Annotated in this window: 29 protein-coding genes; 18 read left to right on the forward strand and 11 right to left on the reverse strand. The window is 41.0% G+C overall.

What is annotated here, in order from left to right; all coding sequences use genetic code 11:
• Positions 1-205 precede the first annotated feature (205 nt).
• The 3 genes from rpsI to zapE form a co-directional block, all read right to left on the reverse strand.
• Entirely contained in the window at positions 206-598 is a 393-nt protein-coding gene (rpsI, locus tag RB151_RS18555) for a 30S ribosomal protein S9 (RefSeq protein ID WP_004258235.1), read from the reverse strand.
• Positions 599-612: 14 nt separating this feature from the next.
• Positions 613-1,041 (reverse strand): 50S ribosomal protein L13, encoded by a 429-nt coding sequence (gene rplM, locus RB151_RS18560; protein ID WP_004258237.1) that lies wholly within the window; start codon positions 1,039-1,041, stop codon positions 613-615.
• A gap of 321 nt (positions 1,042-1,362) precedes the next feature.
• Positions 1,363-2,493, reverse strand: a complete 1,131-nt coding sequence (gene zapE / locus RB151_RS18565) for a cell division protein ZapE (protein ID WP_071548614.1) — start codon at positions 2,491-2,493, stop codon at positions 1,363-1,365.
• A 341-nt stretch (positions 2,494-2,834) separates the two neighbouring features.
• Between zapE and zapG the strand changes: the two genes are divergently transcribed.
• The 3 genes from zapG (at position 2,835) to degS (ending at position 6,188) form a co-directional block, all read left to right on the forward strand.
• On the forward strand, positions 2,835-3,239 hold the full coding sequence (zapG, locus tag RB151_RS18570) for a Z-ring associated protein ZapG (RefSeq protein ID WP_042846206.1): 405 nt from the start codon (positions 2,835-2,837) through the stop codon (positions 3,237-3,239).
• Positions 3,240-3,612: 373 nt separating this feature from the next.
• Positions 3,613-5,007, forward strand: a complete 1,395-nt coding sequence (locus tag RB151_RS18575) for a Do family serine endopeptidase (RefSeq protein ID WP_042846207.1) — start codon at positions 3,613-3,615, stop codon at positions 5,005-5,007.
• Positions 5,008-5,123: 116 nt separating this feature from the next.
• A complete protein-coding gene (gene degS, locus RB151_RS18580) occupies positions 5,124-6,188 on the forward strand; it encodes an outer membrane-stress sensor serine endopeptidase DegS (protein ID WP_042846208.1) in 1,065 nt (354 codons plus the stop codon).
• Positions 6,189-6,296: 108 nt separating this feature from the next.
• Here degS and murA read toward each other — a convergent pair whose 3' ends face one another.
• The 7 genes from murA to mlaF all read right to left on the reverse strand — a co-directional run bounded on the left by murA (position 6,297) and on the right by mlaF (position 11,135).
• Entirely contained in the window at positions 6,297-7,559 is a 1,263-nt protein-coding gene (murA, locus tag RB151_RS18585) for a UDP-N-acetylglucosamine 1-carboxyvinyltransferase (protein WP_042846209.1), read from the reverse strand.
• A gap of 52 nt (positions 7,560-7,611) precedes the next feature.
• On the reverse strand, positions 7,612-7,866 hold the full coding sequence (gene ibaG / locus RB151_RS18590) for a BolA family iron metabolism protein IbaG (RefSeq protein WP_042846210.1): 255 nt from the start codon (positions 7,864-7,866) through the stop codon (positions 7,612-7,614).
• Between the two features lie 218 nt (positions 7,867-8,084).
• Positions 8,085-8,375 carry a lipid asymmetry maintenance protein MlaB gene (mlaB, locus tag RB151_RS18595; protein WP_042846211.1) on the reverse strand — a complete coding sequence of 97 codons (291 nt, stop codon included), beginning with the start codon at positions 8,373-8,375 and terminating at the stop codon, positions 8,085-8,087.
• A 1-nt stretch (position 8,376) separates the two neighbouring features.
• Positions 8,377-9,006 carry a phospholipid-binding protein MlaC gene (gene mlaC, locus RB151_RS18600; protein ID WP_042846213.1) on the reverse strand — a complete coding sequence of 210 codons (630 nt, stop codon included), beginning with the start codon at positions 9,004-9,006 and terminating at the stop codon, positions 8,377-8,379.
• Positions 9,007-9,041: 35 nt separating this feature from the next.
• On the reverse strand, positions 9,042-9,539 hold the full coding sequence (gene mlaD / locus RB151_RS18605; protein ID WP_042846214.1) for an outer membrane lipid asymmetry maintenance protein MlaD: 498 nt from the start codon (positions 9,537-9,539) through the stop codon (positions 9,042-9,044).
• Between the two features lie 3 nt (positions 9,540-9,542).
• Positions 9,543-10,325 (reverse strand): lipid asymmetry maintenance ABC transporter permease subunit MlaE, encoded by a 783-nt coding sequence (gene mlaE, locus RB151_RS18610; protein WP_042846216.1) that lies wholly within the window; start codon positions 10,323-10,325, stop codon positions 9,543-9,545.
• Between the two features lie 6 nt (positions 10,326-10,331).
• Positions 10,332-11,135: a phospholipid ABC transporter ATP-binding protein MlaF gene (mlaF, locus tag RB151_RS18615; protein ID WP_042846218.1), complete on the reverse strand. Its 804-nt coding sequence runs from the start codon at positions 11,133-11,135 to the stop codon at positions 10,332-10,334.
• A 477-nt stretch (positions 11,136-11,612) separates the two neighbouring features.
• Here mlaF and kdsD point away from each other — a divergent pair, with 477 nt between their 5' ends.
• The 11 genes from kdsD to rnk all read left to right on the forward strand — a co-directional run bounded on the left by kdsD (position 11,613) and on the right by rnk (position 19,256).
• On the forward strand, positions 11,613-12,581 hold the full coding sequence (kdsD, locus tag RB151_RS18620; RefSeq protein ID WP_042846220.1) for an arabinose-5-phosphate isomerase KdsD: 969 nt from the start codon (positions 11,613-11,615) through the stop codon (positions 12,579-12,581).
• 14 nt (positions 12,582-12,595) lie between these two features.
• Positions 12,596-13,156 carry a 3-deoxy-manno-octulosonate-8-phosphatase KdsC gene (gene kdsC, locus RB151_RS18625; RefSeq protein WP_071548615.1) on the forward strand — a complete coding sequence of 187 codons (561 nt, stop codon included), beginning with the start codon at positions 12,596-12,598 and terminating at the stop codon, positions 13,154-13,156.
• 16 nt (positions 13,157-13,172) lie between these two features.
• A complete protein-coding gene (lptC, locus tag RB151_RS18630; protein WP_042846223.1) occupies positions 13,173-13,748 on the forward strand; it encodes an LPS export ABC transporter periplasmic protein LptC in 576 nt (191 codons plus the stop codon).
• A gap of 1 nt (position 13,749) precedes the next feature.
• A complete protein-coding gene (lptA, locus tag RB151_RS18635; protein ID WP_042846225.1) occupies positions 13,750-14,313 on the forward strand; it encodes a lipopolysaccharide ABC transporter substrate-binding protein LptA in 564 nt (187 codons plus the stop codon).
• A gap of 5 nt (positions 14,314-14,318) precedes the next feature.
• Positions 14,319-15,044 (forward strand): LPS export ABC transporter ATP-binding protein, encoded by a 726-nt coding sequence (gene lptB, locus RB151_RS18640; RefSeq protein ID WP_042846227.1) that lies wholly within the window; start codon positions 14,319-14,321, stop codon positions 15,042-15,044.
• 43 nt (positions 15,045-15,087) lie between these two features.
• Entirely contained in the window at positions 15,088-16,533 is a 1,446-nt protein-coding gene (gene rpoN, locus RB151_RS18645) for an RNA polymerase factor sigma-54 (RefSeq protein WP_042846229.1), read from the forward strand.
• Between the two features lie 22 nt (positions 16,534-16,555).
• Positions 16,556-16,843 (forward strand): ribosome hibernation promoting factor, encoded by a 288-nt coding sequence (gene hpf / locus RB151_RS18650; RefSeq protein WP_042846231.1) that lies wholly within the window; start codon positions 16,556-16,558, stop codon positions 16,841-16,843.
• Positions 16,844-16,936: 93 nt separating this feature from the next.
• A complete protein-coding gene (gene ptsN / locus RB151_RS18655; protein ID WP_042846232.1) occupies positions 16,937-17,404 on the forward strand; it encodes a PTS IIA-like nitrogen regulatory protein PtsN in 468 nt (155 codons plus the stop codon).
• 117 nt (positions 17,405-17,521) lie between these two features.
• Positions 17,522-18,373: an RNase adapter RapZ gene (gene rapZ, locus RB151_RS18660; RefSeq protein ID WP_042846233.1), complete on the forward strand. Its 852-nt coding sequence runs from the start codon at positions 17,522-17,524 to the stop codon at positions 18,371-18,373.
• Positions 18,374-18,646: a PTS phosphocarrier protein NPr gene (gene npr, locus RB151_RS18665; protein WP_042846234.1), complete on the forward strand. Its 273-nt coding sequence runs from the start codon at positions 18,374-18,376 to the stop codon at positions 18,644-18,646.
• Positions 18,647-18,845: 199 nt separating this feature from the next.
• Positions 18,846-19,256 (forward strand): nucleoside diphosphate kinase regulator, encoded by a 411-nt coding sequence (gene rnk / locus RB151_RS18670; protein ID WP_042846235.1) that lies wholly within the window; start codon positions 18,846-18,848, stop codon positions 19,254-19,256.
• Between the two features lie 339 nt (positions 19,257-19,595).
• On the opposite strand, the gene pmbA is transcribed toward rnk, so the two are convergent.
• Entirely contained in the window at positions 19,596-20,936 is a 1,341-nt protein-coding gene (gene pmbA / locus RB151_RS18675) for a metalloprotease PmbA (protein WP_071548616.1), read from the reverse strand.
• Positions 20,937-21,117: 181 nt separating this feature from the next.
• Between pmbA and yjgA the strand changes: the two genes are divergently transcribed.
• From yjgA to RB151_RS18695, 4 genes are all read left to right on the forward strand, one after another.
• Positions 21,118-21,663 (forward strand): ribosome biogenesis factor YjgA, encoded by a 546-nt coding sequence (gene yjgA, locus RB151_RS18680; RefSeq protein WP_042846237.1) that lies wholly within the window; start codon positions 21,118-21,120, stop codon positions 21,661-21,663.
• Positions 21,664-21,830: 167 nt separating this feature from the next.
• Positions 21,831-22,064 (forward strand): hypothetical protein, encoded by a 234-nt coding sequence (locus RB151_RS24470; protein ID WP_042846238.1) that lies wholly within the window; start codon positions 21,831-21,833, stop codon positions 22,062-22,064.
• Positions 22,061-22,381 carry a low molecular weight protein tyrosine phosphatase family protein gene (locus tag RB151_RS18690; protein WP_042846239.1) on the forward strand — a complete coding sequence of 107 codons (321 nt, stop codon included), beginning with the start codon at positions 22,061-22,063 and terminating at the stop codon, positions 22,379-22,381. The genes RB151_RS24470 and RB151_RS18690 overlap by 4 nt, the downstream gene beginning before the upstream one ends.
• Positions 22,382-22,439: 58 nt before the next feature.
• Positions 22,440-24,059: a hypothetical protein gene (locus RB151_RS18695; RefSeq protein WP_225833055.1), complete on the forward strand. Its 1,620-nt coding sequence runs from the start codon at positions 22,440-22,442 to the stop codon at positions 24,057-24,059.
• The last annotated feature ends 4 nt before the right edge of the window (positions 24,060-24,063 follow it).

Below are 24,063 nucleotides of genomic sequence, written 5' to 3' on the forward strand. Positions count from 1 at the left end.
ATAAATGAACTAAATAACACCCAACTAATAATAATTTTAAATTCTAAACTAAATAATTCTTTTTTCTACAAATTATATCAATTTCTTTTTAATCGCTATATTTAATCAAGTATTACCAATATTAATTAATCAAAAACAACAGACAATAAAAAACCCGCCATAAAGGCGGGTTTTTTCATTAATTTCATGCCCAAAGGGCAATAAATTAACGTTTGGAGAACTGCGGACGACGACGTGCTTTGCGCAGACCCACTTTTTTACGTTCAACAGAACGCGCATCACGGGTAACAAAACCAGCTTTACGCAGATCAGAACGAAGAGTCTCGTCGTAAGCCATCAGTGCACGTGTAATACCGTGACGGATTGCGCCTGCTTGACCTGAAATACCACCACCTTTAACAGTGATGTACAGATCCAGTTTTTCTAACATTTCAACCAGCTCTAACGGCTGACGAACAACCATGCGCGCAGTTTCGCGACCAAAGTATTGTTCCAGTGTACGTTGATTGATTGTGATGTTACCGCTACCCGGCTTAATAAAGACACGAGCAGATGAGCTTTTGCGGCGACCAGTGCCGTAGTATTGATTTTCAGCCATTGCTATAATCCCGATTAAATGTCAAGAACTTGCGGTTGTTGAGCCGCGTGGTTGTGCTCATTACCTGCGTAAACTTTCAGTTTACGGTACATTGCACGACCCAGAGGTCCTTTTGGCAACATGCCTTTAACCGCGATTTCAAGCACACGCTCAGGACTGCGAGCAATCATTTCTTCGAAAGTTGCTTGCTTGATTCCACCTACATGGCCAGTGTGGCGATAGTAGATTTTGTCTTCGCGTTTATTGCCGGTAACAGCAATTTTCTCTGCATTCAGAACGATGATGTAATCACCAGTATCCACGTGCGGAGTGTATTCCGCTTTATGCTTACCGCGTAAACGGCTAGCAATTTCAGTTGCAAGACGGCCTAAAGTTTTGCCATCTGCATCAACAACATACCAGTCGCGTTTTACGGTCTCTGGTTTAGCTGTAAAAGTTTTCATTAAAACTTACCCAATATTGAAGTTACACGTTGGTGAACACTCATGTTCATAAGCTTTCTGAGGTTCACACGACTCTTTGTCCAGTAAACCTACCCCTTCGAGCAGCCTAACTGGCATTAATGCATTATTTTTTGGGAAATAAAAAACAATGCTGTAACGTGGGGTCGCAAGATTATAGAGAAGTCAGCAACAAAAATCGACCCCAAATGCATTTTTTTTACGTTTATTCGAATAAACACCCTAATTTGTACTTAAATTGTGCATTCCAAGGCGTTTGCTCGATAAAATACCAATGGTTTATCGACTTAAGGGTTTATCCACTTAAGCCAAATGTGGGATTTTAAGGTATTCTTCACTTTGCATTTCTTGTAAACGGGACAAACAACGTTGGTATTCAAACGCCAGTAATTGCCCTTGATAAAGCGATTCCATCGGTACTGCTGCATTAATAATTAATTTAACTTTACGCTCATAAAACTCATCAATTAAGGCCAAAAACCTGCGAGCGGAGTTTTCATCGTTCGTACCCATGGCAGGTACATTATATAACAAGATAGTATGGTAACAGTTCGATAAATAGATATAGTCGTTTTGGCTACGAGGCTCTTCGCAAAGCACCTTAAACTCTATTGCTAAAACCCCTTCCGCGGTACGGATCGCCTGCATTTTGCGGTGATTAACTTCTAACACCGGTGATTGTTCACCTTGCTTCCCGGCCAATTTAACAAAAACGTCATCCAAATGTTGACGATTTTCACTATTAATTGGCGACAAGAATAGGTGAGCTTGAGTTAGAGTCCGTAAGCGATAGTCAATCCCTGCATCGACGTTCATTACATCGCAATACTTTTTAATTTGCTCGATCGCAGGTAAAAAACGAGCACGCTGCAAACCATTACGATACAAATCATCAGGAATAATATTCGAGGTAGCCACTAACGTTATACCCCGAGCAAATAACCCCTCAAGTAAAGTACCTAAAATCATTGCATCAGTAATATCAGAGACAAAAAACTCATCAAAGCACAACACGTCAGTGTGTTTTTTAAATTCATCGGCAATAATATCTAACGGGTTTTCTTGCCCCTGTAACGCCATTAAATCTTCTTGTACTTTTTTCATAAAACGATGAAAATGCAAACGAAGTTTACGTGTTCCTGGTAAACTTTCGTAAAACATATCCATTAGCCATGTTTTTCCACGACCCACTCCCCCCCACATATATAACCCTTGTACAGGCACTATCGATGTAGTCGGAGTTTTGCCTAATAAGCGGCTAAAACGTTGCTTTAAACCAGAAGGTTTTTCACTAGGAACAATTGAAGGTGCATTAACGAGGTTCTGATAAATTTTATCTAGGCGTTCGACAGCAAGCTTTTGTACGTCATCAGGCTGATAATTCCCATCAGCTAACGCTTGTTGATAACGCATTGTAGGGCTCATTGGTGACATTAACTGAATAATCCTTAAAAATTTCGGTTTTTTTACCGTTATTTGATATACACTGCCTTTATTATAACCAGATTCAGTTATCATTTAACTTTCGGTTAACGAATCGATATAGAGTAAGGAAATTCAACTTAAGATTCTACCTTTAAGTTCTGAATAACTTTAGTTTAGCTAGTTCAAGTTTTGTGGGTTTTCTCATCACTTAATTGTCAAATTACAATATGTTGAAATGCTTTACTTGACGCTTACATGCAACTTGAATTATTTAAGGTATAGTAACGGTAACGACACTTAATTTCTGCGAACATTGAATCTGTGAACATTGAAGTAATGAAGGAGTCAGCATGACCTGGGAGTATGCATTAATAGGATTAATTGTTGGTTTTATCATCGGCGCACTAGTTGTCCGTTATGGTAACCCAAAACTTCGCCAACAAAAAACAGCGCAAGCTGAGTTAGACAAAAAAAGCACTGAACTTGAAGAGTACCGTAAAGAGCTTGTTAGCCATTTTGCTCGCAGCGCAGAACTATTGGATAAAATGGCGCGTGACTACCGTCAACTGTATCAACACATGGCACAAAGTTCGTCTGAATTGATGCCTGATATGCCTGCACAAGATAACCCATTTAACTATCGCTTAACGGAATCTGAGGCAGATAACGACCAAGCACCAGTTAAAATGCCACCAAGAGATTACTCTGATGGCGCATCAGGCTTGTTCCGCCCTCTTGAAGAGAAAGAAAAGTAATTTTCTTCGTTTATCACCAGTAAGTGCCACTTACTGGTGATTCCTTATAACATTCACTGAATTTTATTATTCCACCTGTATCTTCTGCTTTTAAATACTCATTTAATAAATCTGAACAAAATTTCCATCTAAATGTAACTTAATGATTTATTTAGCAACTGTATAGAAGTTAAAGTTTCACTTAAGTTGCATGTAAATAGATGTAAAAGAATGGATATTCGCTACCCGTAAAGGGAACTTTTGCGCATAATCTATAGTCATAGTCTTCAGTAAAATTGAATCTGATACCAACCAATATCTCAACTCATTGTGTTACCCCCAAAAATGTATCCACAGTGAATTGATAATTATTTTTGAGAGAATCGACTAAATTATGAAAAGAAAAAACTTTTTTCTTACCGCTGTAGCAATGAGCCTAGGGTTATCATTAGCCGCTATTCCTGCCGTTAGCAGTGCAGCATTACCCGCTTCATTACCCGTAACAGCACAAAGTCAAAATTTACCAAGCCTAGCCCCAATGCTTGAAAAAGTATTACCCGCAGTGGTTAATATTCATGTATCAGGGACTCGTGTACAAAATCAACAAATCCCTGAAGAGCTAAAATTCTTTTTTGGCCCAAATGTTCCATCACAACAACAAAGCGTGCGCCCATTTGAAGGGCTTGGTTCCGGTGTAATTATTGATGCAGAACAAGGGTATATTTTAACTAATAACCATGTAATTGATGGTGCGGACAAAATTCAAATCCAATTAAATGATGGCCGTGAAATCGCGGTAAAATTGATTGGTAAAGACCCACAAACAGATATCGCATTACTGAAAATCACGAATAACAAAGATATTAAAAACTTAACGGCTGTTAGCATTGCAGATTCAGATAAACTACGTGTTGGTGATTTTGCTGTCGCAGTTGGTAACCCATTTGGGTTAGGCCAAACGGCAACTTCAGGGATTATCTCAGCATTAGGTCGTAGTGGATTAAATCTTGAAGGTTTGGAAAACTTTATCCAAACAGATGCCTCAATTAACCGTGGTAACTCAGGTGGTGCATTAGTTAACCTAAATGGTGAGCTAATCGGTATTAATACTGCAATATTAGCCCCTGGTGGCGGTAATATCGGTATCGGTTTTGCTATCCCAAGTAATATGGCTAAAAACCTAAGTGAACAACTGATTAAACATGGGGAAGTTAAACGCGGTATTTTAGGAATTAAAGGTACGGAGATGAACTCCGATATCGCAAAAGCATTTAACATTGATGCACAACGCGGTGCCTTTGTAAGTGAAGTTATTCCTAAATCATCTGCGGCTAAAGCGGGTATTAAATCTGGTGACGTCTTAGTCTCAGTTGATGGTAAACGTATTAACAGTTTCGCTGAGTTGAGAGCTAAAATTGGTACTAGCCAAATAGGTAAAGAAATTACCATTGGCTTAATCCGCTCTGGTAAACCAATTGATGTCAAAGTTGTATTAGAGAACGATGAAGGTACGGCAACTAAAGCAGAAAAACTAAGTGAATCCTTATTAGGTGCAACTATTTCTAATGCAATTATCAGTAATACCAAAGGTGTCCAAGTAGATAGCGTGGCTCCAAAATCACCTGCGGCTGCAATTGGCCTAATGAAAGGTGACTTAATCTTTGGTGTCAATGACTCACGTGTGGAGACCATTGACCAATTCCGTAAAATTATTGACGGTAAGCCACCAGTGCTGGCAATGAAAGTATTGCGTGATGGGGAAACCTTGTATCTATTAATGAAAAATTAATTTATTAAACTCCATCTTAAAATCAATAAAACAGGTACAGTATCACTCTGCTGTGCCTGTTTTTTTATGTTATGCTCAAGGGTACGTTGAAAAAATAACTGAATGTTCGATATTTTATGGTTAAGAAGCTAACTTTATCCGTCATGCTTGGCCTGTTAACTGCATTGATTATTATCGTTGCGGTTCCTTCGTTGCGTCCTCAAGGCTTAGCTGACTTACTGTATGGTAAAACAAATAGCGAACCCGTCAGTTATAATAAAGCTGTGCGCCGTGCGGCTCCAGCTGTAGTGTATGTGTATAGTAGTTCCAAGGGCAGTTTTTCCCAATCTGGTCGTGAACTAAAATCTCTCGGTTCTGGCGTAATCATGAGCCCAAATGGCTATATCATTACGAATAAACATGTTGTTGATAACCCAGACCAAATCCTTGTAGCCTTACAAGATGGCGCTATCTTTGATGCCTTGTTAGTCGGTTCGGATTCATTAACTGACCTCGCTGTGCTTAAGATAGACGCAGACAACCTGCCTGTAATCCCCATTAACACCAAGCGTGTTACCCATGTTGGTGACGTCGTTCTTGCTATTGGTAACCCCTATAATATTGGTCAAACCGTCACCCAAGGTATTATTAGCGCAACTGGCCGTGTAGGGCTAAGCTCAACACGCCGACAAAACTTCCTACAAACTGATGCTTCAATTAATTCAGGTAACTCAGGTGGTGCATTAATCAATACTGAAGGGGAATTAGTTGGTATTAACACGCTTTCATTTACCGCAGGCCAAGGTATTAGCTCTGAAGGGCTAAGTTTTGCTATTCCAACGGCACTAGCGACTAAAATCATGGATAAACTAATCCGTGATGGTCGGGTGATCCGTGGTTACATTGGGATCACCGCCCGCGAACTACCACAAATTAGGTCAAACAATAATAATATCAATCAAATACAAGGTTTACGTGTTTTCCAAGTGGCTCCGAATGGGCCTGCCGCCAAAGCGGGGATTTTGCAAGGTGATATTGTTTTATCCGTTGATGGTAAGCCTGCCATTTCTGCGGCAGAAACCATGGATTTAGTGGCTGAAATTCGCCCCGGAAGTAAAGCCGCAGTACAAATATTACGGGATGGCGAAGTCAAAAATATTGATGTTATTATTGAGGAAATCCCTGAAGGCCAAGCGGGTTAATTTATTCATTCTCTTTGTAATAAAAAAGGTTGTTCCATTCGAAGAACAACCTTTTTTTGGGTTTAACTAAGTCAATAGGTTTACTACCGACCTGTGCTAACAATATGACTAATCGTCAGAATGTACTCGCTGAATATCGGCACCTAAACCACGTAATTTATCTTCAATGTGCTCATAGCCGCGGTCAATATGGTAGATACGGTCAACCGTCGTAGTCCCCTCGGCTATACAACCCGCAATAACTAAACTTGCTGAAGCGCGTAAATCTGTTGCCATCACTTGGGCGCTGGTCAGTTTTTCAACGCCATGACACAACACAGTATTACTTTCAATTTCAGCATGAGCGCCCATTCGGATCAACTCTGGAATATGCATGAAACGGTTTTCAAAAATCGTTTCGGTGATCATCCCTGCACCATCAGCAACAAGGTTGAGCAAACTAAATTGTGCCTGCATATCCGTTGGGAAACCTGGGTGTGGTGCTGTACGTAAAGTAACTGCTTTCGGGCGTTTACCTTCCATATCTAAGCTAATCCAGTCATCCCCTAATTCGATTTTCGCACCAGCTTCACGTAATTTAGCTAATACAGCATCAAGTGTATCTGGGCGTGCATTACGACAAATCACTTTCCCACGAGAAACTGCGGCGGCGATTAAAAATGTCCCTGTTTCGATACGATCAGGTAGAACTTGGTAGACACCGCCACCTAAGCGCTTAACCCCCTCAATCACAATACGGTCAGTACCTGCACCTGTAATTTTGGCACCAAGGGTATTAAGGAAATTAGCAGTATCTTCAATTTCTGGCTCACGAGCCGCATTTTCAATCGTTGTCGTACCTTCAGCCAACGTTGCTGCTGTCATAATAGAAACAGTCGCACCCACACTGACTTTGTCCATCACAATGCATGCGCCTTTCAAACGGCCGTCTACTGTTGCTTTTACATAACCATCTTCTAGAACAATATTTGCGCCTAATTGTTCTAAACCAGAGATATGTAAATCAACAGGGCGCGCACCGATAGCACAACCACCTGGTAAAGAAACTTCACCATGACCAAAACGCGCGACTAATGGTGCCAATGCCCAAATAGAAGCACGCATCGTTTTAACCAAATCATAAGGTGCACAATAAGTTGTCACAGTGCTGGCATCGACATACACAGAACCATTACGCTTAACTTTCGTACCAAGCTGATTCAGTAATTTAATGGTGGTATCAATGTCCCTTAAATGAGGGACATTCTGAATTTCTACTGGCTCTTCAGCCAATAAAGCAGCGAACAAGATTGGTAATGCCGCATTTTTTGCGCCAGATATAGTCACCTCACCCTCTAACCGGGTTGGCCCTTTAACTAAAAACTTATCCATTCAAGTGTTCTCGTATGTCGAATTTTACAGGCTGTTCGCTTAGGCTTTGAAATCAAAGACCACTAAGTTTACGATCGCGCTCCCATTGCGCAGGGGTGTACGCTTTAATTGATAAAGCATGAATGCGGTTATCCGCAATATACTCCATCAAAGGCGCATAAATTGCTTGCTGTTGCTTAACACGACTCATGCCGTCAAACATGTCACCGACGGCAATAACCTGAAAGTGGCTGCCATCACCAGTAACAATAGCCTCATCCAGAGACAGCTTATCCATCAATACTTGCTTAATTTCGTTGGTATCCATAATGACTCAATTTTATTAATTATTTGTGATTTATAATATTACCCTAACTCACCATGTTTCGTTGCCTATATCAAAACATCGTAATCGGAGCAGTCAAGGCAAGACCCTATCCTAAAGGATTAAGCTTAACACTTAAACCAAAGAAAACGCCTCTCGAGCTGAAAAGCACATAGAGGCGCTTATTTTTACATAACTTGACTTAGTTTAGGACATTTAACCTAACTCGCAATCACCGTTTGAACCCCATATAGTTCAATCAATGTTTTCAAGTTCTCACTAATACCAGTAATACTCAGCGAGCGGTTCTTAGCTTGGAACTCGCCTTTTAAACGAACTAGCATCGCAAGACCTGCAGAGTCAACATGTGTTAAACCGGATACATTGATATTACCTATGCTTTCTAGTAATACCGTCTTTTTATCCCAAAACACCATTAAAGAATCGCGGTCTAACGTCCCCGTTAGATGCAATGTCATTTCTGTTTGTTCCCATGCTAACGGGTGGCTCATATTACTTTTTCTCTTCTAAAGTAATCGGGGCTTTTGCGCTAGCTTCTAACTGTTTTGTTAGGCCATCAACGCCTTGCTTACGTAAAATATCACCCCATTCGTTTTGTTTGGTGGTGATCATGCTCACACCTTCTGCAATCATGTCGTACGCTTGCCAGTAACCTGTTTTACTATTTTTACGCCATTGGAAATCTAGACGTACAGGTGGGCGACCATTGGTGTCAACGATTGTTACACGGATAGCAACAATGTTTTTATCCCCGATAGGTTGCTCTGGTGCAATCTGATAAGTTTGCCCATGATACATCGCTAATGCCTGGCCATAAACCTGTTCTAGATAAGCTTCGAATGCTTTGAAGTAAGCTTCACGCTGCGCTGGGGTTGCACCTTTATAGTAGGTGCCTAACACTAAAGCGCCCGCATATTTAATTTGAACATAAGGCAAAAGCTCTTCACGAACAATCGTTCTTAAATACTCAGGATCTTGCTTAATTTTCGGCTGTTCTGCTTTTAATCGATTAAAAGTTTTCGCTGCCGCTTCATCCATTAATTTATAAGGGTTGGTTTGGTCTACCGCCATAGCAAATGGAGCAATAACAAGCATGGCAACCATCATTAAACGTTTAAACATAATTAATTCCTTTACTATTCAAAGAGAGCTTCAAATTACTCTGTCGCTGGCTCTGTACCTTGACTATCACCACTCTTATACAAGAACTGTCCGATGAGATCCTCTAGCACCATGGCAGGCTTAGTGTCTTCTAGACGCCCGCCATTTTTCAATATTGCAATACCTAACTCTTCATCGTCTGGGCCAATATTCATTGCGATATATTGCTCCCCTAGTAACCCAGAAGTACGAATTGAAAGTGAGCTAGAGTCAGGAATATTGTCGTACTCGCTCAATAAATCAATTTTAACTTCGGGAATATAGTTTTTTTTGTCTAAAGTGATACTGGCAACTCGACCAATAACCACCCCACCGACTTTAATTGGTGAGCCTTCTTTTAAACCTCCAATGTTTTCAAAAGAGGCAGAGATTTGGTAGGTAGATTGGCTCCCAATCGACTTCAAATCAGCAACTTTTAAACACAAAAAAATGATTGCGGCTATCGCCAGCAACATAAAACAACCCACCCATATTTCACTTTTTTTACTTTGCATGACTTAGTTCCCAAACATCAGTGCGGTAAGTACGAAATCCAGTCCTAAAACAGACAATGATGCATGCACAACGGTTCGTGTTGTTGCTTGACTTATCCCTTCAGAAGTGGGGATTGCATCATAGCCATTAAATAGCGCTATCCAAGTTACTGTTAAAGCAAAAACTAAGCTTTTAATCACACAGTTAACCAAATCTAGCCGCCAATCAATTGAGGATTGCATTGACGCCCAGAAAAAACCTTCATCGATACCCTTCCAATCAACACCAACCAATGCGCCGCCTAAGATACCGACAGCAACAAAAATCAGTGATAACAATGGCATACTAATAAAACCAGCCCAAAAACGCGGAGCAATGACTCGCCTTAAAGGGTCAACTGCCATCATTTCAAGGCTAGAGATTTGTTCAGTTGCTTTCATTAGACCAATTTCGGCTGTTAATGCTGACCCTGCCCGCCCAGCAAATAATAGAGCTGTCACAACAGGACCAAGTTCACGTAATAGGGAAAGCGCCACCATCATCCCTAAGCTTGCCTCTGCACTAAATGTTGTCAGGACAAGGTAACCTTGTAACCCAAGAACCATTCCAATAAACAAACCTGAAACAGCAACTATCAGTAAAGACTGTACGCCAATGGCATACAATTGTTTCATCAATAATGGCCACTGTTTACGAAACTCTGGTTTGCCAAGTAAAGCGCGAAACAGCATATAACCAGCTCGACCAAACGCAGAAAAAATATCAATCCATCGGCGTCCGAAGGCTGCGATCGCCTTTATTATCATCTTATTTTACCCTAATAAATCAGCCAGATAATCATTGGCGGGAAAACGGAATGGTACCGGACCATCGGCAATACCATCAAGGAATTGCCGCACACGGGGATCTCGATTTTCACGTAATTCATCCCCTGAGCCATGTGCAATAACATGCTGCTGCGCAACAATATATGCTTTATCAGCGATGCTCAACACTTCTGGAACATCATGGGATACAACGACACATGTTACCCCAAGTGCTTGATTAAGCTCATCGATCAGTTTGACTAAAACCCCCATTGTTATCGGGTCTTGCCCCACAAAAGGTTCATCAAACATAATTAAATCAGGATCAAGAGCAATTGCCCGAGCTAAAGCCGCACGTCGCGCCATACCACCAGATAACTCAGACGGCATTAGCTTTGCTGCGCCACGTAACCCGACGGCTTCTAATTTCATCATTACTGTAGTATGAATCAAAGATTCCGATAAATTAGTATGTTCACGCAGTGGAAAAGCGACGTTATTAAATACGTCCATATCCGTAAATAAAGCACCTGACTGGAATAACATGCTCATTTTTTTACGTGATTGGTACAGCTTTGAACGTGACAAACTAGGAATGTTATCACCATCAAACCAAATTTCACCTTCATTTGGTCTTAATTGACCACCAATCAAGCGCAGCAGTGTGGTTTTACCGATCCCTGATGGCCCCATAATCGCCGTAATTTTCCCACGAGGAACTGTTAGGTTAATATTTTCAAATATTTTCCGACTTCCTCGAGTAAAGGACATGTTCCGAACTTCAATTAAGTTGTCTGTCTGTGCTTGCATTGTTAAATAACTCGTTATACATCGTGCTTGAATATTTTTTATCCGTTCAGATGTTACCGAAAGATAAACTGAAAATCGTCAAATATCACAACCAAATAGAATTTATAGTATTATAGCGTCGAAAATGTGACTTTTAGTGTTACAACTGTATATTTATATAAATGAAACAGGCTATAAACAATAGTATTTACTTATAATCAGTAAAAATTATCAGTAAAAACAGCAGACAGCTCTTAGAATTCCGTAATTTATTGTACTTAAGAATACGCGAATTTACCCATGTTTTTTTGGTCCAAGATGCTATGGGATCTCACTTTACATACCAATTAAACATCGTCTCGCAATGAAATAACAATTAGACGCAAAACTATCCTTAAAGATAGCTTAACAGACAAAATACTTACTGATACTAAGTATTCGTTATACAATTTAATTCCGCTTATCCGATTAACTTAAAAGCTACGCATGGAACTAGAAATGTCAAACTTCGATTTTCAGAAAGTAGGTAAAGAAGTTCTCCATATCGAACACGAAGGTATAAAAAACCTTGAGCAATACATCAATACAGACTTTGACCGCGCTTGCCAGCTTATTTTTGGCTGTGAAGGGAAAGTCGTCGTTATGGGGATGGGAAAATCGGGGCATATTGGCCGTAAAATTGCCGCTACACTCGCAAGTACAGGGACACCTTCGTTTTTTGTTCACCCCGGAGAGGCCAGCCATGGTGACCTCGGGATGATTACCCATAAAGATGTCGTGTTAGCTATTTCCAACTCCGGTGAATCAGGGGAGATTTTAGCTTTACTTCCTGTTTTAAAAAGAATTAAGGTTCCCTTAATCTGTATGACCAACAACCCTGATAGTAATATGGGGAAATATGCTGATGTCCATTTGTGTATAAAAGTGCCACAAGAAGCGTGCCCTCTAGGACTTGCACCAACCACGAGTACGACTGCAACACTGGTCATGGGTGATGCACTCGCGATAGCCTTGTTAACCGCTCGAGGTTTTACAGCTAATGACTTTGCACTTTCTCACCCAGGCGGCGCACTAGGGCGCAAACTTTTACTCTTAGTTCGTGATTTAATGAATACGGGTGATGATATCCCCCATATTCCTAAAAGCGCGTCTTTGCGTGAGGCTTTAGTCGAAATTACACGCAAAAAACTTGGAATGACCGTTATTTGTGATGACAACATGAATATTGAAGGCATTTTCACTGATGGGGATTTACGCCGTATATTTGATATGGGTATTGACTTAAATAATGCTAAAATTGCCGACTTGATGACCCCTGGAGGTATCCGCGTTTCTCCAAATCTGTTGGCTGTTGAAGCCCTTAATTTAATGCAATCTAAACATGTTACATCTTTATTAGTTGCCGATGGTAATCAATTAGTGGGTGTGCTACATATGCATGATTTGCTTCAAGCGGGTGTTGTATAACATAAGGAAATACAATGAATTCGGGAAATATAGAAACCTGCTATGGCCCTGTTGCCAGCGCCATACTCACAAAAGCAGCAAAAGTGAAATTACTGATCTGCGATGTGGATGGTGTAATGTCTGATGGTTTGATTTATATGGGAAATAATGGCGAAGAGCTTAAAGCTTTTAATGTTCGTGATGGCTATGGTATCCGCTGCCTATTAACATCAAATATTGAAGTTGCCATTATCACAGGTAGAAAAGCCAAACTCCTTGAAGATAGAGCACAAACACTAGGCATTACATATCTTTACCAAGGGCAAAGCGATAAGCTTTTGGCGTATCAGCAACTGTTAGATACACTACAACTATCAGATGAACAAATAGCTTATATTGGGGACGATCTGATCGACTGGCCAGTTATGGCAAAAGTAGGCTTATCTGTCGCCGTAGCGGATGCACATCCGTTGTTACTGCCAAAAGCTGATTACATCACCCGACTTGGTGGTGGCAAAGGTGCAGTCCGCGAACTTTGTGACCTTATTCTTCTTTCTCAAGGTAAATTAGAAGAAGCGAAAGGTTTATCAATATAACGAATAGATTAAATTCATGAGCAATGCGAAGAAGTGGTTAATCATTATTTTATCCTTGATTGCATTAGGGCTTATTGGCTGGAACTTAGCCGGTAATGATGCTATTAACCCAGAGGATAAAGTAATTAATGATGGGCAACCTAATTATCAAACTGATGATTCGGTGACTTTTGTCTATAATCCAGCGGGAAATTTAGCTTATAAGCTCGTATCAGATAAAATAGATAACTACACTGAAGGGAAAATCACTTGGTTTTCAAAACCTGTTTTAACCACTTATAACGAGGCAGGTCAGCCTACATGGACGGTCAAAGCCTTCAAAGCCAGATTAACAAACGATAGAATTCTCTATCTATATAGTGATGTTCAGGTCGATAGCTTAACTAAAGAGTCACAGATCCAACGAATTACAACTGAAAGTGCAGTTGTCAATTTGACAACACAAGACGTTTCATCTGACGATAAAGTGACCATTATTGGACATGGTCTAAATTCAACGGGCTTGAAAATGAAGGGGAACCTCCGTACAAGAACGGCTGAATTAATCGAAGATGTAAAAACTCATTATGTGTTACAACCAGAAGAGCATTAAAATGAATCAAGTAACTAAGAAGCGTTTTATTCAAGGGGCTGTTGCCAGTGCAATGTTAGCTCTTAGCCTACCTGCGGTAGCACTGAAAAGCGATACACAGCAGCCAATGACGATTAATTCGGTCAAACAATCTCTTGATTTAGAAAAAAACGTCACCACCTTTACAGATGACGTGATCATTAAACAAGGCTCAATTGATATTCGAGCCAATAAAGTGGTTGTGACTCGTCCAAGCAGTGACTCTGATAAAATAATTGTTGAAGCGTTTGGTAGCCCAGTCACGTTTTATCAATTACAAGATGATGGTAAACCAATTAAAGGGCATGCAAGTAAGGCACGCTATGAGGTTGATAAGCAGCTCGTTACACTAACGGGTAATGCATACCTCGAGCAGTTAGATAGCAATATCCAAGGTGATAAAATCACCTATTTGGTGCCGACGCAACAAATGGAAGCATTTAGTGATAAGGGCAAACGCGTAACAACTGTGTTACTCCCAGCACAATTGCAAGAAAAAGGCCCAGCGGCGAAAAATTCATCAGCAACTACGAGTAAGAGTAAATAATCGTTATGGCGACACTAACCGCGGAAAATCTGGCAAAAGCCTATAAAAAACGCAAGGTTGTTGAAGATGTAAGCCTTGAAGTTAAATCAGGCGAAATTGTTGGCTTACTAGGGCCAAATGGTGCTGGTAAAACAACAACCTTTTATATGGTGGTCGGCATTGTTCAGCGGGATGCAGGCAAAATTTTGATTGATGGCGAAGACATCAGCCTCCTACCGCTACATGAACGTGCGCGTCGCGGTATTGGCTACCTTCCTCAGGAAGCCTCTATTTTCCGTCGCCTAAGCGTTTATGATAACCTGATGGCTGTATTAGAGATCCGCGAAGATTTGAATTCACAGCAACGCAAACAGCGTGCTGAAGAACTGATGGAAGAATTCAGTATCACCCATCTTCGTGACAGCCTAGGGCAGTCTCTATCAGGAGGTGAGCGCCGTCGTGTAGAAATAGCGCGTGCACTGGCAGCGAACCCCAAATTTATTTTATTAGATGAGCCCTTCGCTGGGGTTGACCCAATTTCAGTGCTCGATATCAAAAAGATTATTCAGCACTTAAGGGATTATGGCCTTGGCGTTCTAATTACAGACCATAACGTACGCGAAACATTAGATGTCTGCGAAAGAGCTTACATTGTGAGCCAAGGGCACCTGATTGCTCATGGTACGCCAACCATGATCTTAGAAAATGAACAAGTGAAACGGGTATACTTAGGTGAAGGTTTCCGGTTATAAATTACGTGTCAGCTTTCTTTTTCAAGGAGAATAAAACACTTTCATGAAGCAAAGTTTGCAGCTTAGAGTTAGTCAACAACTTGCAATGACACCCCAATTGCAGCAGGCTATTCGCCTGTTGCAACTGTCTACACTTGAGCTGCAACAAGAAATCCAACTAGCGTTAGAAACTAACCCGCTTCTTGAACAAGAAGAATTAAATTCTGAAACCGAATCTATTGAATCTCTGAGTGATAATACTGACAGCAGTGAACTTGATACCAAAGACGCACTTGAAAACCAAGACATGCCTAATGAGCTTCCTTTGGATGCTGATTGGGATGAAATCTACACAGCGGGTACGCCTTCAGGCACCACTAATGATTACAGTTATGATGAATTACCCGTTTATCAAGGTGAAACCACACAGACTTTACAAGATTACCTAATATGGCAGTCTGAGCTGACGCCCTTTACTGATACAGACCGTGCGATAGCCACCTCAATTATTGATTCAATTGATGATTCAGGTTATCTCACCACTACAATTTCTGATATACATGAAGGAATTGCTAACCCTGAAATTAGCTTAGAAGAAGTTGTCGCTGTTTTAAAACGAATTCAACATTTCGACCCATTAGGCGTCGCCGCTCAAGATTTAAAAGAATGTTTACTGATTCAGCTTTCGTTATACCCCAAAGAAACCAACGGGCTACAAGAAGCCAAACTAATTATTAGCAACCACATTGATTTGCTTGCAAATCGTGACTTTAGGCAACTCAGTAAATTAACGCGTCTAAAAGAAGATGCGTTAAAAACCGCCATCGATTTGATCTTAACGCTTAACCCTAAACCAGGCCAATCCATTAATACTGGGGAATCAGAATACGTAATTCCTGATGTTTTAGTGAAAAAAATAGCAGGACACTGGCAAGTTGAGCTAAATACAGATAGCATCCCTAAACTGAGTATTAATAATCATTATGCTTCTATGGCTAATAATTCAGCGAATGAGGGTGACACACAATATATTCGTAGCCATCTTCAAGAAGCAAAATGGTTAATAAAAAGCCTAGAAAGCCGTCATGAAACACTATTAAAAGTGGCGACTTGTATTGTGGAACAGCAACAAGAATTCTTTGAGCTGGGTGAAGAGTATATGAAACCAATGATATTGGCTGATATTGCCTATCAGGTCGATATGCACGAATCAACCATCTCTCGAGTGACAACTCAAAAGTTTCTCCATAGCCCGCGAGGCATTTTTGAGTTGAAATATTTTTTCTCCAGCCATGTCAGTACGGATACAGGTGGCGAAGCCTCCTCAACCGCAATTCGAGCGTTGGTGAAAAAATTGGTTGCTGCAGAAAACCCTGCAAAACCATTGAGTGACAGTAAATTGACGAGTATGCTGGCCGAACAAGGCATTCAAGTGGCTCGCAGAACTGTCGCTAAGTATCGTGAATCGTTATCTATTCCGCCCTCAAACCAGCGTAAACAACTGGTTTAATTGATAAAATAAGGAAGGTTGTATGGAATTTCAGATTACTGGACACAATATTGAAGTTACTCCAGCATTGCGCGAAACTGTTGAGAAAAAACTCAAAAAATTAGAGCAATTGTTTGATCGTATTAATAGTATCCAAGTTGTCTTGAAAGTTGAAAAGGTTCAGCAAATTGCTGAAGCAACCGTGCAAGTCAATGGAGCGGATCTCCATGCATCAGCGGAAGAAAACGACATGTACGCAGCTATCGACTTACTTGTCGATAAACTGTCGCGCCAATTAACTAAGCACAAAGAAAAACTGAGACAACACTAATACATTTATCCGGCTAGCAACTGAGCCGATGAATGTTTCGAACCAGATGGTGGCATACACCATCTGGTTTTGTAGTCCTAAGTGAACAATAAAATGAATAGTGATATAGAAATCCAGTTAAGCGTTGTTTTATCATCAGCCTGTACACGTAATAATGTTGTGTGCACGAGTAAAAAAAGAGCCTTAGAAATTATTAGTGAGCTGGCTGCCGTTGAATTGGAATTACCTGAAAATACGGTATTTGAAGCATTATTAACCAGAGAAAAAGTAGGAACGACAGGTATTGGCGGTGGAATTGCCATTCCTCATGGAAAGCTAAGCGAAGGTGATAGCGCACGCGCTGTCGGTGTATTTTTACACTTAGAGGAACCAATTGCTTTTGATGCAATTGATAATCAGCCTGTAGACCTGCTTTTCGCGTTACTGGTGCCATCTGACCAATGTAAAACGCACCTACATACATTGTCACTTATCGCTAAAAAACTAGCAGATAAAACATTGTGCAAGCGCTTACGCAGCGCACAAAGCGATGATGAGCTATACAGTATAATTATAGAGTAAATGATAAATTATGTTTCTTGTCATAGCTAAATGATATTATTATGATTTCTAATGTAGAAATGGCAAGATACCGCTTATCAAGAAACACATCATTAGGAAACAAAAGGGAGTAAGCTCATGGTGCTGATGATTGTCAGCGGCCGTTCCGGTTCGGGAAAATCCGTTGCCTTACGTGCGCTGGAAGATATGGGTTTCTATTGTGTGGATAACCTACCGGTTGTATTACTACCGGAGCTAGCTAATTCATTGGCTGATCGTAATATTTCAGCAGCAGTGAGCATTGACGTGCGTAATATGCCCGACAATCCAGAAATCTTCGAAGAGGCTATTGATAAACTACCATCAAGCTTCTCTCCTCAGCTATTGTTTCTGGATGCCGATCGCAACACCCTTATTCGCCGTTACAGTGATACTCGCAGGTTGCATCCTCTTTCGAGTAAAAACCTTTCTCTTGAAAGCGCGATAGATGAAGAAAATGAATTGCTAGAGCCACTGCGCTCTCGTGCAGACTTAGTTATTGATACCTCTGAGATGTCAGTTCATGAGTTAGCTGAGATGCTAAGAACACGTTTAATGGGCAAACGTGAGCGTGAGCTAACCATGGTGTTTGAGTCTTTTGGCTTCAAGCACGGTATTCCTATCGATGCTGACTATGTGTTTGACGTGCGCTTTTTACCAAACCCACACTGGGACCCCAAATTGCGCCCAATGACAGGTCTTGACCGCCCTGTTGCCGCATTTTTAGATAGGCATACTGAAGTGCATAACTTTATTTATCAGACTCGTAGCTACTTGGAGTTATGGTTACCTATGCTCGAAACCAATAACCGCAGTTATTTGACCGTGGCGATTGGCTGTACGGGCGGTAAGCACCGTTCTGTTTATGTTGCAGAGCAACTTGCCGATTATTTCCGTTCCCGTGGCAAAAATGTACAATCTCGCCACAGAACACTGGAAAAACGTAAATAAATGGCAGTAAAAGCCACTATTACACTAAAAAATCGGCTCGGTATGCATGCAAGGCCGGCTATGTTACTCTATGATTTAGTTAAACAATTTAACTCAAAGGTTATTTTGCGTAATAATAGCCAAATTGAGGCTGAGGCCGATAGCGTTATTGCGATGTTGATGTTAGACTCGGAACAAGGTAGTAAGATTGATATTGAGGTTAGCGGCCCCGATGAAAATCAGGCTTTATCCGCAATTATTAACCTGTTCGAAAGCGGGTTTGATGAAATTTGAGAAACAATAGTCAAGCTAAGCTGTAACAATAAAATTTCAATCTGCGTATTTTTACAAAGGCAGGCTTAGAGATCGTGATCGCGATCTCTTCCCTTTAAAGCGTATAGCGCCTAATATTTTAAACAAATTTATTTACAGCGACACCCCCTACCTTTTGGGTGGGGGGTGTTTGCTTTGTACGTCTCTATTGGAGTGTGGTATGACAAAGCCAACAATTATTATCAATGATTTAGATGCTGAACGCTTGGATGCACTGATGGAACAGCCGGCTTATGCGGGCACACCTGTTGCAGAAGCACTCAATGATGAACTTGACCGTGCGGATATTCTTAGCCCACAAGAAATCCCAGCAGATGTCGTCACAATGAACAGTACCGTTCGCTTTTTAGATTTAATCAGTAATGAAGAGCATACGCGTACACTCGTTTACCCGGCTTCCTTAAAAGATAGCGCTGAACAATTATCAGTAATGGCGCCTATCGGTGCTGCACTGTTAGGTTTACATGTTAATGATGAAATCAGCTGGGAATTACCTAACGGCGTGCAAACCCGAGTTCGAGTACTAGAAATCGTTTATCAGCCAGAAGCAGCCGGTGAATTTCATCGTTAATGTTTATGGCAATAGAATTAAGGGGAGTTTAGCGGGACACACTGTTGGCTAAAGCCTCTGACCTATTCAAGCACTCATCTGAGTGCTTTTTTTGTACTGACTACTTTGCAGAGCAAGTTACACTTGTAACCCCCCTTTCCTACTTTAACCACTAAACCTATATAGCTAAACAGTGATAAAAATAGGCGCTGAGAATAGCGACTGCAATATGACACGCTGATGCTATTCAAATAATAAATTTAAAATCAACTAATTAACAGAATTCTTTATACTAAAATAAAACGCCTAATAAAATATATTAGGCGTTTTATTGTCAAACCGTTAGTAATAAGAGGCGTGTTACTCCCCAGCAATGCTCATTTCGGGGATCAAGACTGAACCACACTGAATATTGCTACGAGTTTCGATATCATCCGCAATAGTCACCATATTTGCCCACATATCTTTTAGATTACCGGCGATAGTGATCTCGCTTACAGGATATTGGATTTCCCCATTTTCTACCCAAAAACCTGAAGCACCGCGCGAATAATCACCGGTAATGCCGCTCACACCTTGCCCCATTAACTCGGTCACGATTAAGCCTGTCCCCATTTGCTTGAGTAGCCCATCAAAAGAAAGACCTTGCCCTGCTATGCGCCAGTTATGAATTCCCCCCGCATGCCCGGTACTTTGTAAGCCCAGTTTTCTTGCTGAATAGCTAGTCAGCAACCAAGTTTGCAGAACGCCATCTTCCACAATATTGCGCTCAACGGTGCGTACCCCTTCACTATCAAATGGCGAAGAGGCTAACCCACCAATTAAATGCGGCTGCTCATTAATGGTTAACCAACTAGGCAGAATCTGCTTTCCTAGGCTGTCTAACAAAAATGACGACTTACGATAAATGCTACTGCCACTAATCGCCCCAACGAGGTGACCAAATAACCCTGTGGCGACTTCTGCAGCAAAAATCACGGGAGCCTTCATTGTTGGTAATTTTCTTGGTGATAAACGTGACAATGTGCGACGGGCGCATTCTTGACCTACCCATTCAGGGGATTGCAGTGCATCTATGCTACGGCCAATCGTATAAGCGTAATCCCGTTCCATCTGACCATTTTGTTCCGCAATTACACAGCTAGACATCGAATAACGGCTCGAACAATAGCTTTGCAGCATACCATGGGAATTACCAAATACACGGACACCGTAGTGACCATTAAAACTTCCACCTTCGGTATTTACAATGCGTGAGTCTGCATTTAGCGCTGACATTTCTGCCACAGAGGCTAAGCGAATAGCTTCTTCAGGTGATAATTCAGTAGCTTGAAATAGCTTGAGATCAGGTGCATCAAAGGCCAATAATGACTTTTCAGCAGGCCCCGCACATAAATCTTCCGAGGTAAAACTTGCGATATCAATTGCTGCCTGTACGGTACGCTCAATCGCTTCAGGGCTTAAATCGGTTGAAGACGCGCTCCCTTTGCGTTGTTGATGATAAACGGTGATCCCTAATGCGCCATCACTGTTAAATTCAACATTTTCAACTTCACCTTGACGAGTGCTTACACTGATCCCTGTACTTTTATTCACTGCCACTTCAGCAGCATCGCAACGTGTTTGTGCAAATTCTAATGCGCGTGCGACCGCTTCTTCGAGTTTTTTACGTTGTTCAGTGACTTGTTCAGTTATACTCATGCAATTAATCCAATAATGTGGGGAAAAGTGATTTTCTACCCTAACAAGCAAATGCTAGGTAGTCATAAAGGGGTTTTCCCAGTTACAATAGATAATAGTCAAATGTTAACACTCACAACGCAGTAAATCATGCTAATTACTCGTAATTACATTACTGTGTTTGGTAAAAAGGAAAATTGATATGGCCAAACAGCCTGATGACTGGCTGGATGATATCCCAGCGCCGCAAGACGAAGAAGAAGAGGAGATCATTTGGGTCAGTAAAAGCGAAATCAAACGCGATGCTGAGATCCTCAAAAAACTGGGTGCTGAGCTAGTCGATTTAAGTAAAAGCGAATTAGAGCGCATCCCATTAGATACTCAACTCCTTGAAGCAATTGAGCTTGCTCAAAAAATTAAGCGTGAGGGACGCCGCCGTCAATTACAACTTATTGGCAAATTACTGCGTTCACGAGAAGTTGAGCCGATTACCGAGGCGCTAGATAAACTTAAAAATCGTCATAACCAGCAGATCGTGATCTTACATAAAATAGAAGATCTACGCACCCGCTTGTTAGAAGGCGGTGATGAAGTGATTGAAGATGTTGTTGCGCTTTTCCCGAGTACTGATAGGCAACAACTGCGTGCATTAGTCCGTAATGCTAAAAAAGAACGCGAAACCAATAAACCACCAAAAGCGTTTCGCCAAATATTTCAATATTTGAAAGAGCAATCTGAAATTTCTTAACCCCTTTTCCCCTAGCCTACCTTATAGCTAGGGGAAATTAAGCAATAGTCTGAAAGTCCCTTCCTTGCTATTGATAGCGTGCCGAATGCCACGTATTATCCCCCTGTTAGTCATACTCTGACCCGTATTATCGCGGCTGCTGAACCACGATAAATAATGAGGAAGATATGGATAATACCCGAGATAGAGCATGGCGCAGAGCCAAAGCTCGCATCAATAAATCACGTGATCAACTTAACGCACGCTTAGTTGACTGTTATACCCCAGAAAAAAACTGGAAACAAATGTACGGTCGAAGTGAAAAAATGGTCCGTGCAGCTCAACTAGGCATGGCTTACCCGCAAGTTAGTCGTAGCCAACTTGTACGTAACAGCCTTGAAGAGATACAAAATAACCAGTGAATATTCTATTCATTTGCAGTAAAAATCAATGGCGTAGTCCAACCGCTGAACAGATCTGGCGCAACCATGAGAGTTGGGTCACCCGTTCAGCGGGAACAAGCCGTAATGCAAGGTGCCCTGTAAATGCGGATTTGATCCGCTGGGCAGATGTGATTTTTGTCATGGAACAAAAACATAAAAACCGCTTACAAGCTGATTTTTCACGCTTACTTGAATACAAGCCACTTCATATTCTTGATATCCCTGACAATTATCAATATATGGACCCTGAATTGGTTCAAATATTACAAGACACTGTTCCGAGCTATCTTTCTTAGTAGCGTAAACTTAGCCAATTATTTTTTTGCAAGTTTTGCACTATTTCAACAATATATTATGAATATAATCAATGAAATGGTTGATATTATGAAAAAATGGTTGTCCTCAATTTTTGGCCAAAAACAATCTGGTTACCCATGTGTATGGGATACAAATAAGCCGTCGATTTACCAACAATTACTCCCGTGGCAAGAGCAACTTTCTCCCTTACCTGAATCCCTCTCTGAGCTTCCTAATACACCAAGTGTGGATGATAACCAAGTTCGCTGGGCAAATGGAGCAGAAGATGGGGTATTAGGGCATCATGGCGGCTTCGGTAACAGTGAAACCGATATACATGAACTCTATTCGCTATTAAAGGCAGCCGTTGAAAAAGGGGATAAACCTTCTGTTAATCAATTTTATCAATATGTGGCTCAAAACACGCCAATTTCTTATATTGATGATTTAATTGAGCTTATCGTCAAGAAACAAGACTTGCCTGCCGCTAAATTAGCCGAATTTACCGACTGGCTGTTACACAATAGCCCCGATAAAAATACAGTGAAACTGGCGATTGCCTTTTGTGTATTTTTTCCTAGCCACGAGCGGCTAAACACGCTGTATACCCTTGCAGCACACGATGAATTTACCCTTTATGCTATCTTTCCCATTCACACCATCATTGAGTCACCTGAAGAATATGAAGTAATGTGGATAAAAATGGCTAAGCGAGTTGAAGGTTGGGGACGAGTGCAGCTTATTGAACGCCTGCCCGAACAGTTAAGTGAAGAAACGCGGCAGTGGATACTCACTGACGGTTATATGAATCAGGTAATGATTGAATACACAGCTTGGCAATGTGCGACTTACTGTCACCTTGCAGATGAACTTGAGACATTGAGCAATATAACATTGCTAACCGCGGCGACTCATATCATCCAAGCTCTACTCGATGGTGGTCCAGCCCGTGATATCCATGATTATGAAGATGCACCACGCTGCTGCTTAAATTATTTACAGCAAGTCAAAAAGCATGATTATTCATTAGAATACTATTTTACTGTTCAAGGAATTCTTGAGTTCTTCCAAAAACATAATAACCAATATGACAACAGTTCTGACATTATTTCATTAGCACAATTAATTTTAGATAATCCATATTGGGATACCTTAATCAATCATGGTCTAAACAGTCATGACAGTTCACTATTTCGCCAAGCCACTTATGTTGCAAAGTCACGCAAACAAGACGTTTTTCCATACCTCTATGAAAAACAATATACTCAACCAGAAAACAATCTATGGTATGAGTTAATGCAAACTGATGATATTGAAAAAGTTAAGCAAGTAGCTGCACTCGCTGAAGAGCAGTTTGCTTTAGATGAAATTGCTACAGGCCCTCGTGATGACTTAGGAATTGGGTCCAACTACCTGCCACACGGTCAACTGGATTTTATTCTACAAGAACTGCATCGCTTTCCAGGTATTGGCTTCCCACTCATTCAGTGCGCTTTGCAAAGCCCCGTTGTACGTAACCGTAATATGGCGTTAAAGGCTTTATTCAGTTGGAAAAGAGAAACATGGCCGGAAGGTTTAGAGGCATTTTTAGCTAATTGCTACGAGGTTGAACCAAATCAGGAAACTAAACAACGATTTGATTCATTGCTAAAAGGCTTGCCATTTGATGACACCTAATTAG

Origin of the sequence: Providencia rettgeri (genome assembly GCF_001874625.1) — a bacterium.
Lineage (GTDB): Bacteria > Pseudomonadota > Gammaproteobacteria > Enterobacterales > Enterobacteriaceae > Providencia > Providencia huashanensis.

Bases quoted from the DNA above. Each gene is read 5' to 3' on its own strand.
- npr (WP_042846234.1), top strand. From the start codon at position 18,374: ATGGCAGTAAAAGCCACTATTACACTAAAAAATCGGCTCGGTATGCAT.
- ibaG (WP_042846210.1), bottom strand. From the start codon at position 7,866: ATGGATACCAACGAAATTAAGCAAGTATTGATGGATAAGCTGTCTCTG.
- lptA (WP_042846225.1), top strand. From the start codon at position 13,750: ATGAATCAAGTAACTAAGAAGCGTTTTATTCAAGGGGCTGTTGCCAGT.
- lptC (WP_042846223.1), top strand. From the start codon at position 13,173: ATGAGCAATGCGAAGAAGTGGTTAATCATTATTTTATCCTTGATTGCA.
- mlaE (WP_042846216.1), bottom strand. From the start codon at position 10,325: ATGATAATAAAGGCGATCGCAGCCTTCGGACGCCGATGGATTGATATT.
- lptB (WP_042846227.1), top strand. From the start codon at position 14,319: ATGGCGACACTAACCGCGGAAAATCTGGCAAAAGCCTATAAAAAACGC.
- ptsN (WP_042846232.1), top strand. From the start codon at position 16,937: ATGAATAGTGATATAGAAATCCAGTTAAGCGTTGTTTTATCATCAGCC.
- degS (WP_042846208.1), top strand. From the start codon at position 5,124: ATGGTTAAGAAGCTAACTTTATCCGTCATGCTTGGCCTGTTAACTGCA.
- murA (WP_042846209.1), bottom strand. From the start codon at position 7,559: ATGGATAAGTTTTTAGTTAAAGGGCCAACCCGGTTAGAGGGTGAGGTG.
- hpf (WP_042846231.1), top strand. From the start codon at position 16,556: ATGGAATTTCAGATTACTGGACACAATATTGAAGTTACTCCAGCATTG.
- rpsI (WP_004258235.1), bottom strand. From the start codon at position 598: ATGGCTGAAAATCAATACTACGGCACTGGTCGCCGCAAAAGCTCATCT.
- mlaC (WP_042846213.1), bottom strand. From the start codon at position 9,006: ATGTTTAAACGTTTAATGATGGTTGCCATGCTTGTTATTGCTCCATTT.
- zapG (WP_042846206.1), top strand. From the start codon at position 2,835: ATGACCTGGGAGTATGCATTAATAGGATTAATTGTTGGTTTTATCATC.
- mlaD (WP_042846214.1), bottom strand. From the start codon at position 9,539: ATGCAAAGTAAAAAAAGTGAAATATGGGTGGGTTGTTTTATGTTGCTG.
- RB151_RS24470 (WP_042846238.1), top strand. From the start codon at position 21,831: ATGGATAATACCCGAGATAGAGCATGGCGCAGAGCCAAAGCTCGCATC.
- mlaF (WP_042846218.1), bottom strand. From the start codon at position 11,135: ATGCAAGCACAGACAGACAACTTAATTGAAGTTCGGAACATGTCCTTT.
- pmbA (WP_071548616.1), bottom strand. From the start codon at position 20,936: ATGAGTATAACTGAACAAGTCACTGAACAACGTAAAAAACTCGAAGAA.
- RB151_RS18575 (WP_042846207.1), top strand. From the start codon at position 3,613: ATGAAAAGAAAAAACTTTTTTCTTACCGCTGTAGCAATGAGCCTAGGG.
- zapE (WP_071548614.1), bottom strand. From the start codon at position 2,493: ATGTCACCAATGAGCCCTACAATGCGTTATCAACAAGCGTTAGCTGAT.
- mlaB (WP_042846211.1), bottom strand. From the start codon at position 8,375: ATGAGCCACCCGTTAGCATGGGAACAAACAGAAATGACATTGCATCTA.
- rapZ (WP_042846233.1), top strand. From the start codon at position 17,522: ATGGTGCTGATGATTGTCAGCGGCCGTTCCGGTTCGGGAAAATCCGTT.
- rplM (WP_004258237.1), bottom strand. From the start codon at position 1,041: ATGAAAACTTTTACAGCTAAACCAGAGACCGTAAAACGCGACTGGTAT.
- rpoN (WP_042846229.1), top strand. From the start codon at position 15,088: ATGAAGCAAAGTTTGCAGCTTAGAGTTAGTCAACAACTTGCAATGACA.
- kdsC (WP_071548615.1), top strand. From the start codon at position 12,596: ATGAATTCGGGAAATATAGAAACCTGCTATGGCCCTGTTGCCAGCGCC.
- yjgA (WP_042846237.1), top strand. From the start codon at position 21,118: ATGGCCAAACAGCCTGATGACTGGCTGGATGATATCCCAGCGCCGCAA.
- RB151_RS18695 (WP_225833055.1), top strand. From the start codon at position 22,440: ATGAATATAATCAATGAAATGGTTGATATTATGAAAAAATGGTTGTCC.
- rnk (WP_042846235.1), top strand. From the start codon at position 18,846: ATGACAAAGCCAACAATTATTATCAATGATTTAGATGCTGAACGCTTG.
- kdsD (WP_042846220.1), top strand. From the start codon at position 11,613: ATGTCAAACTTCGATTTTCAGAAAGTAGGTAAAGAAGTTCTCCATATC.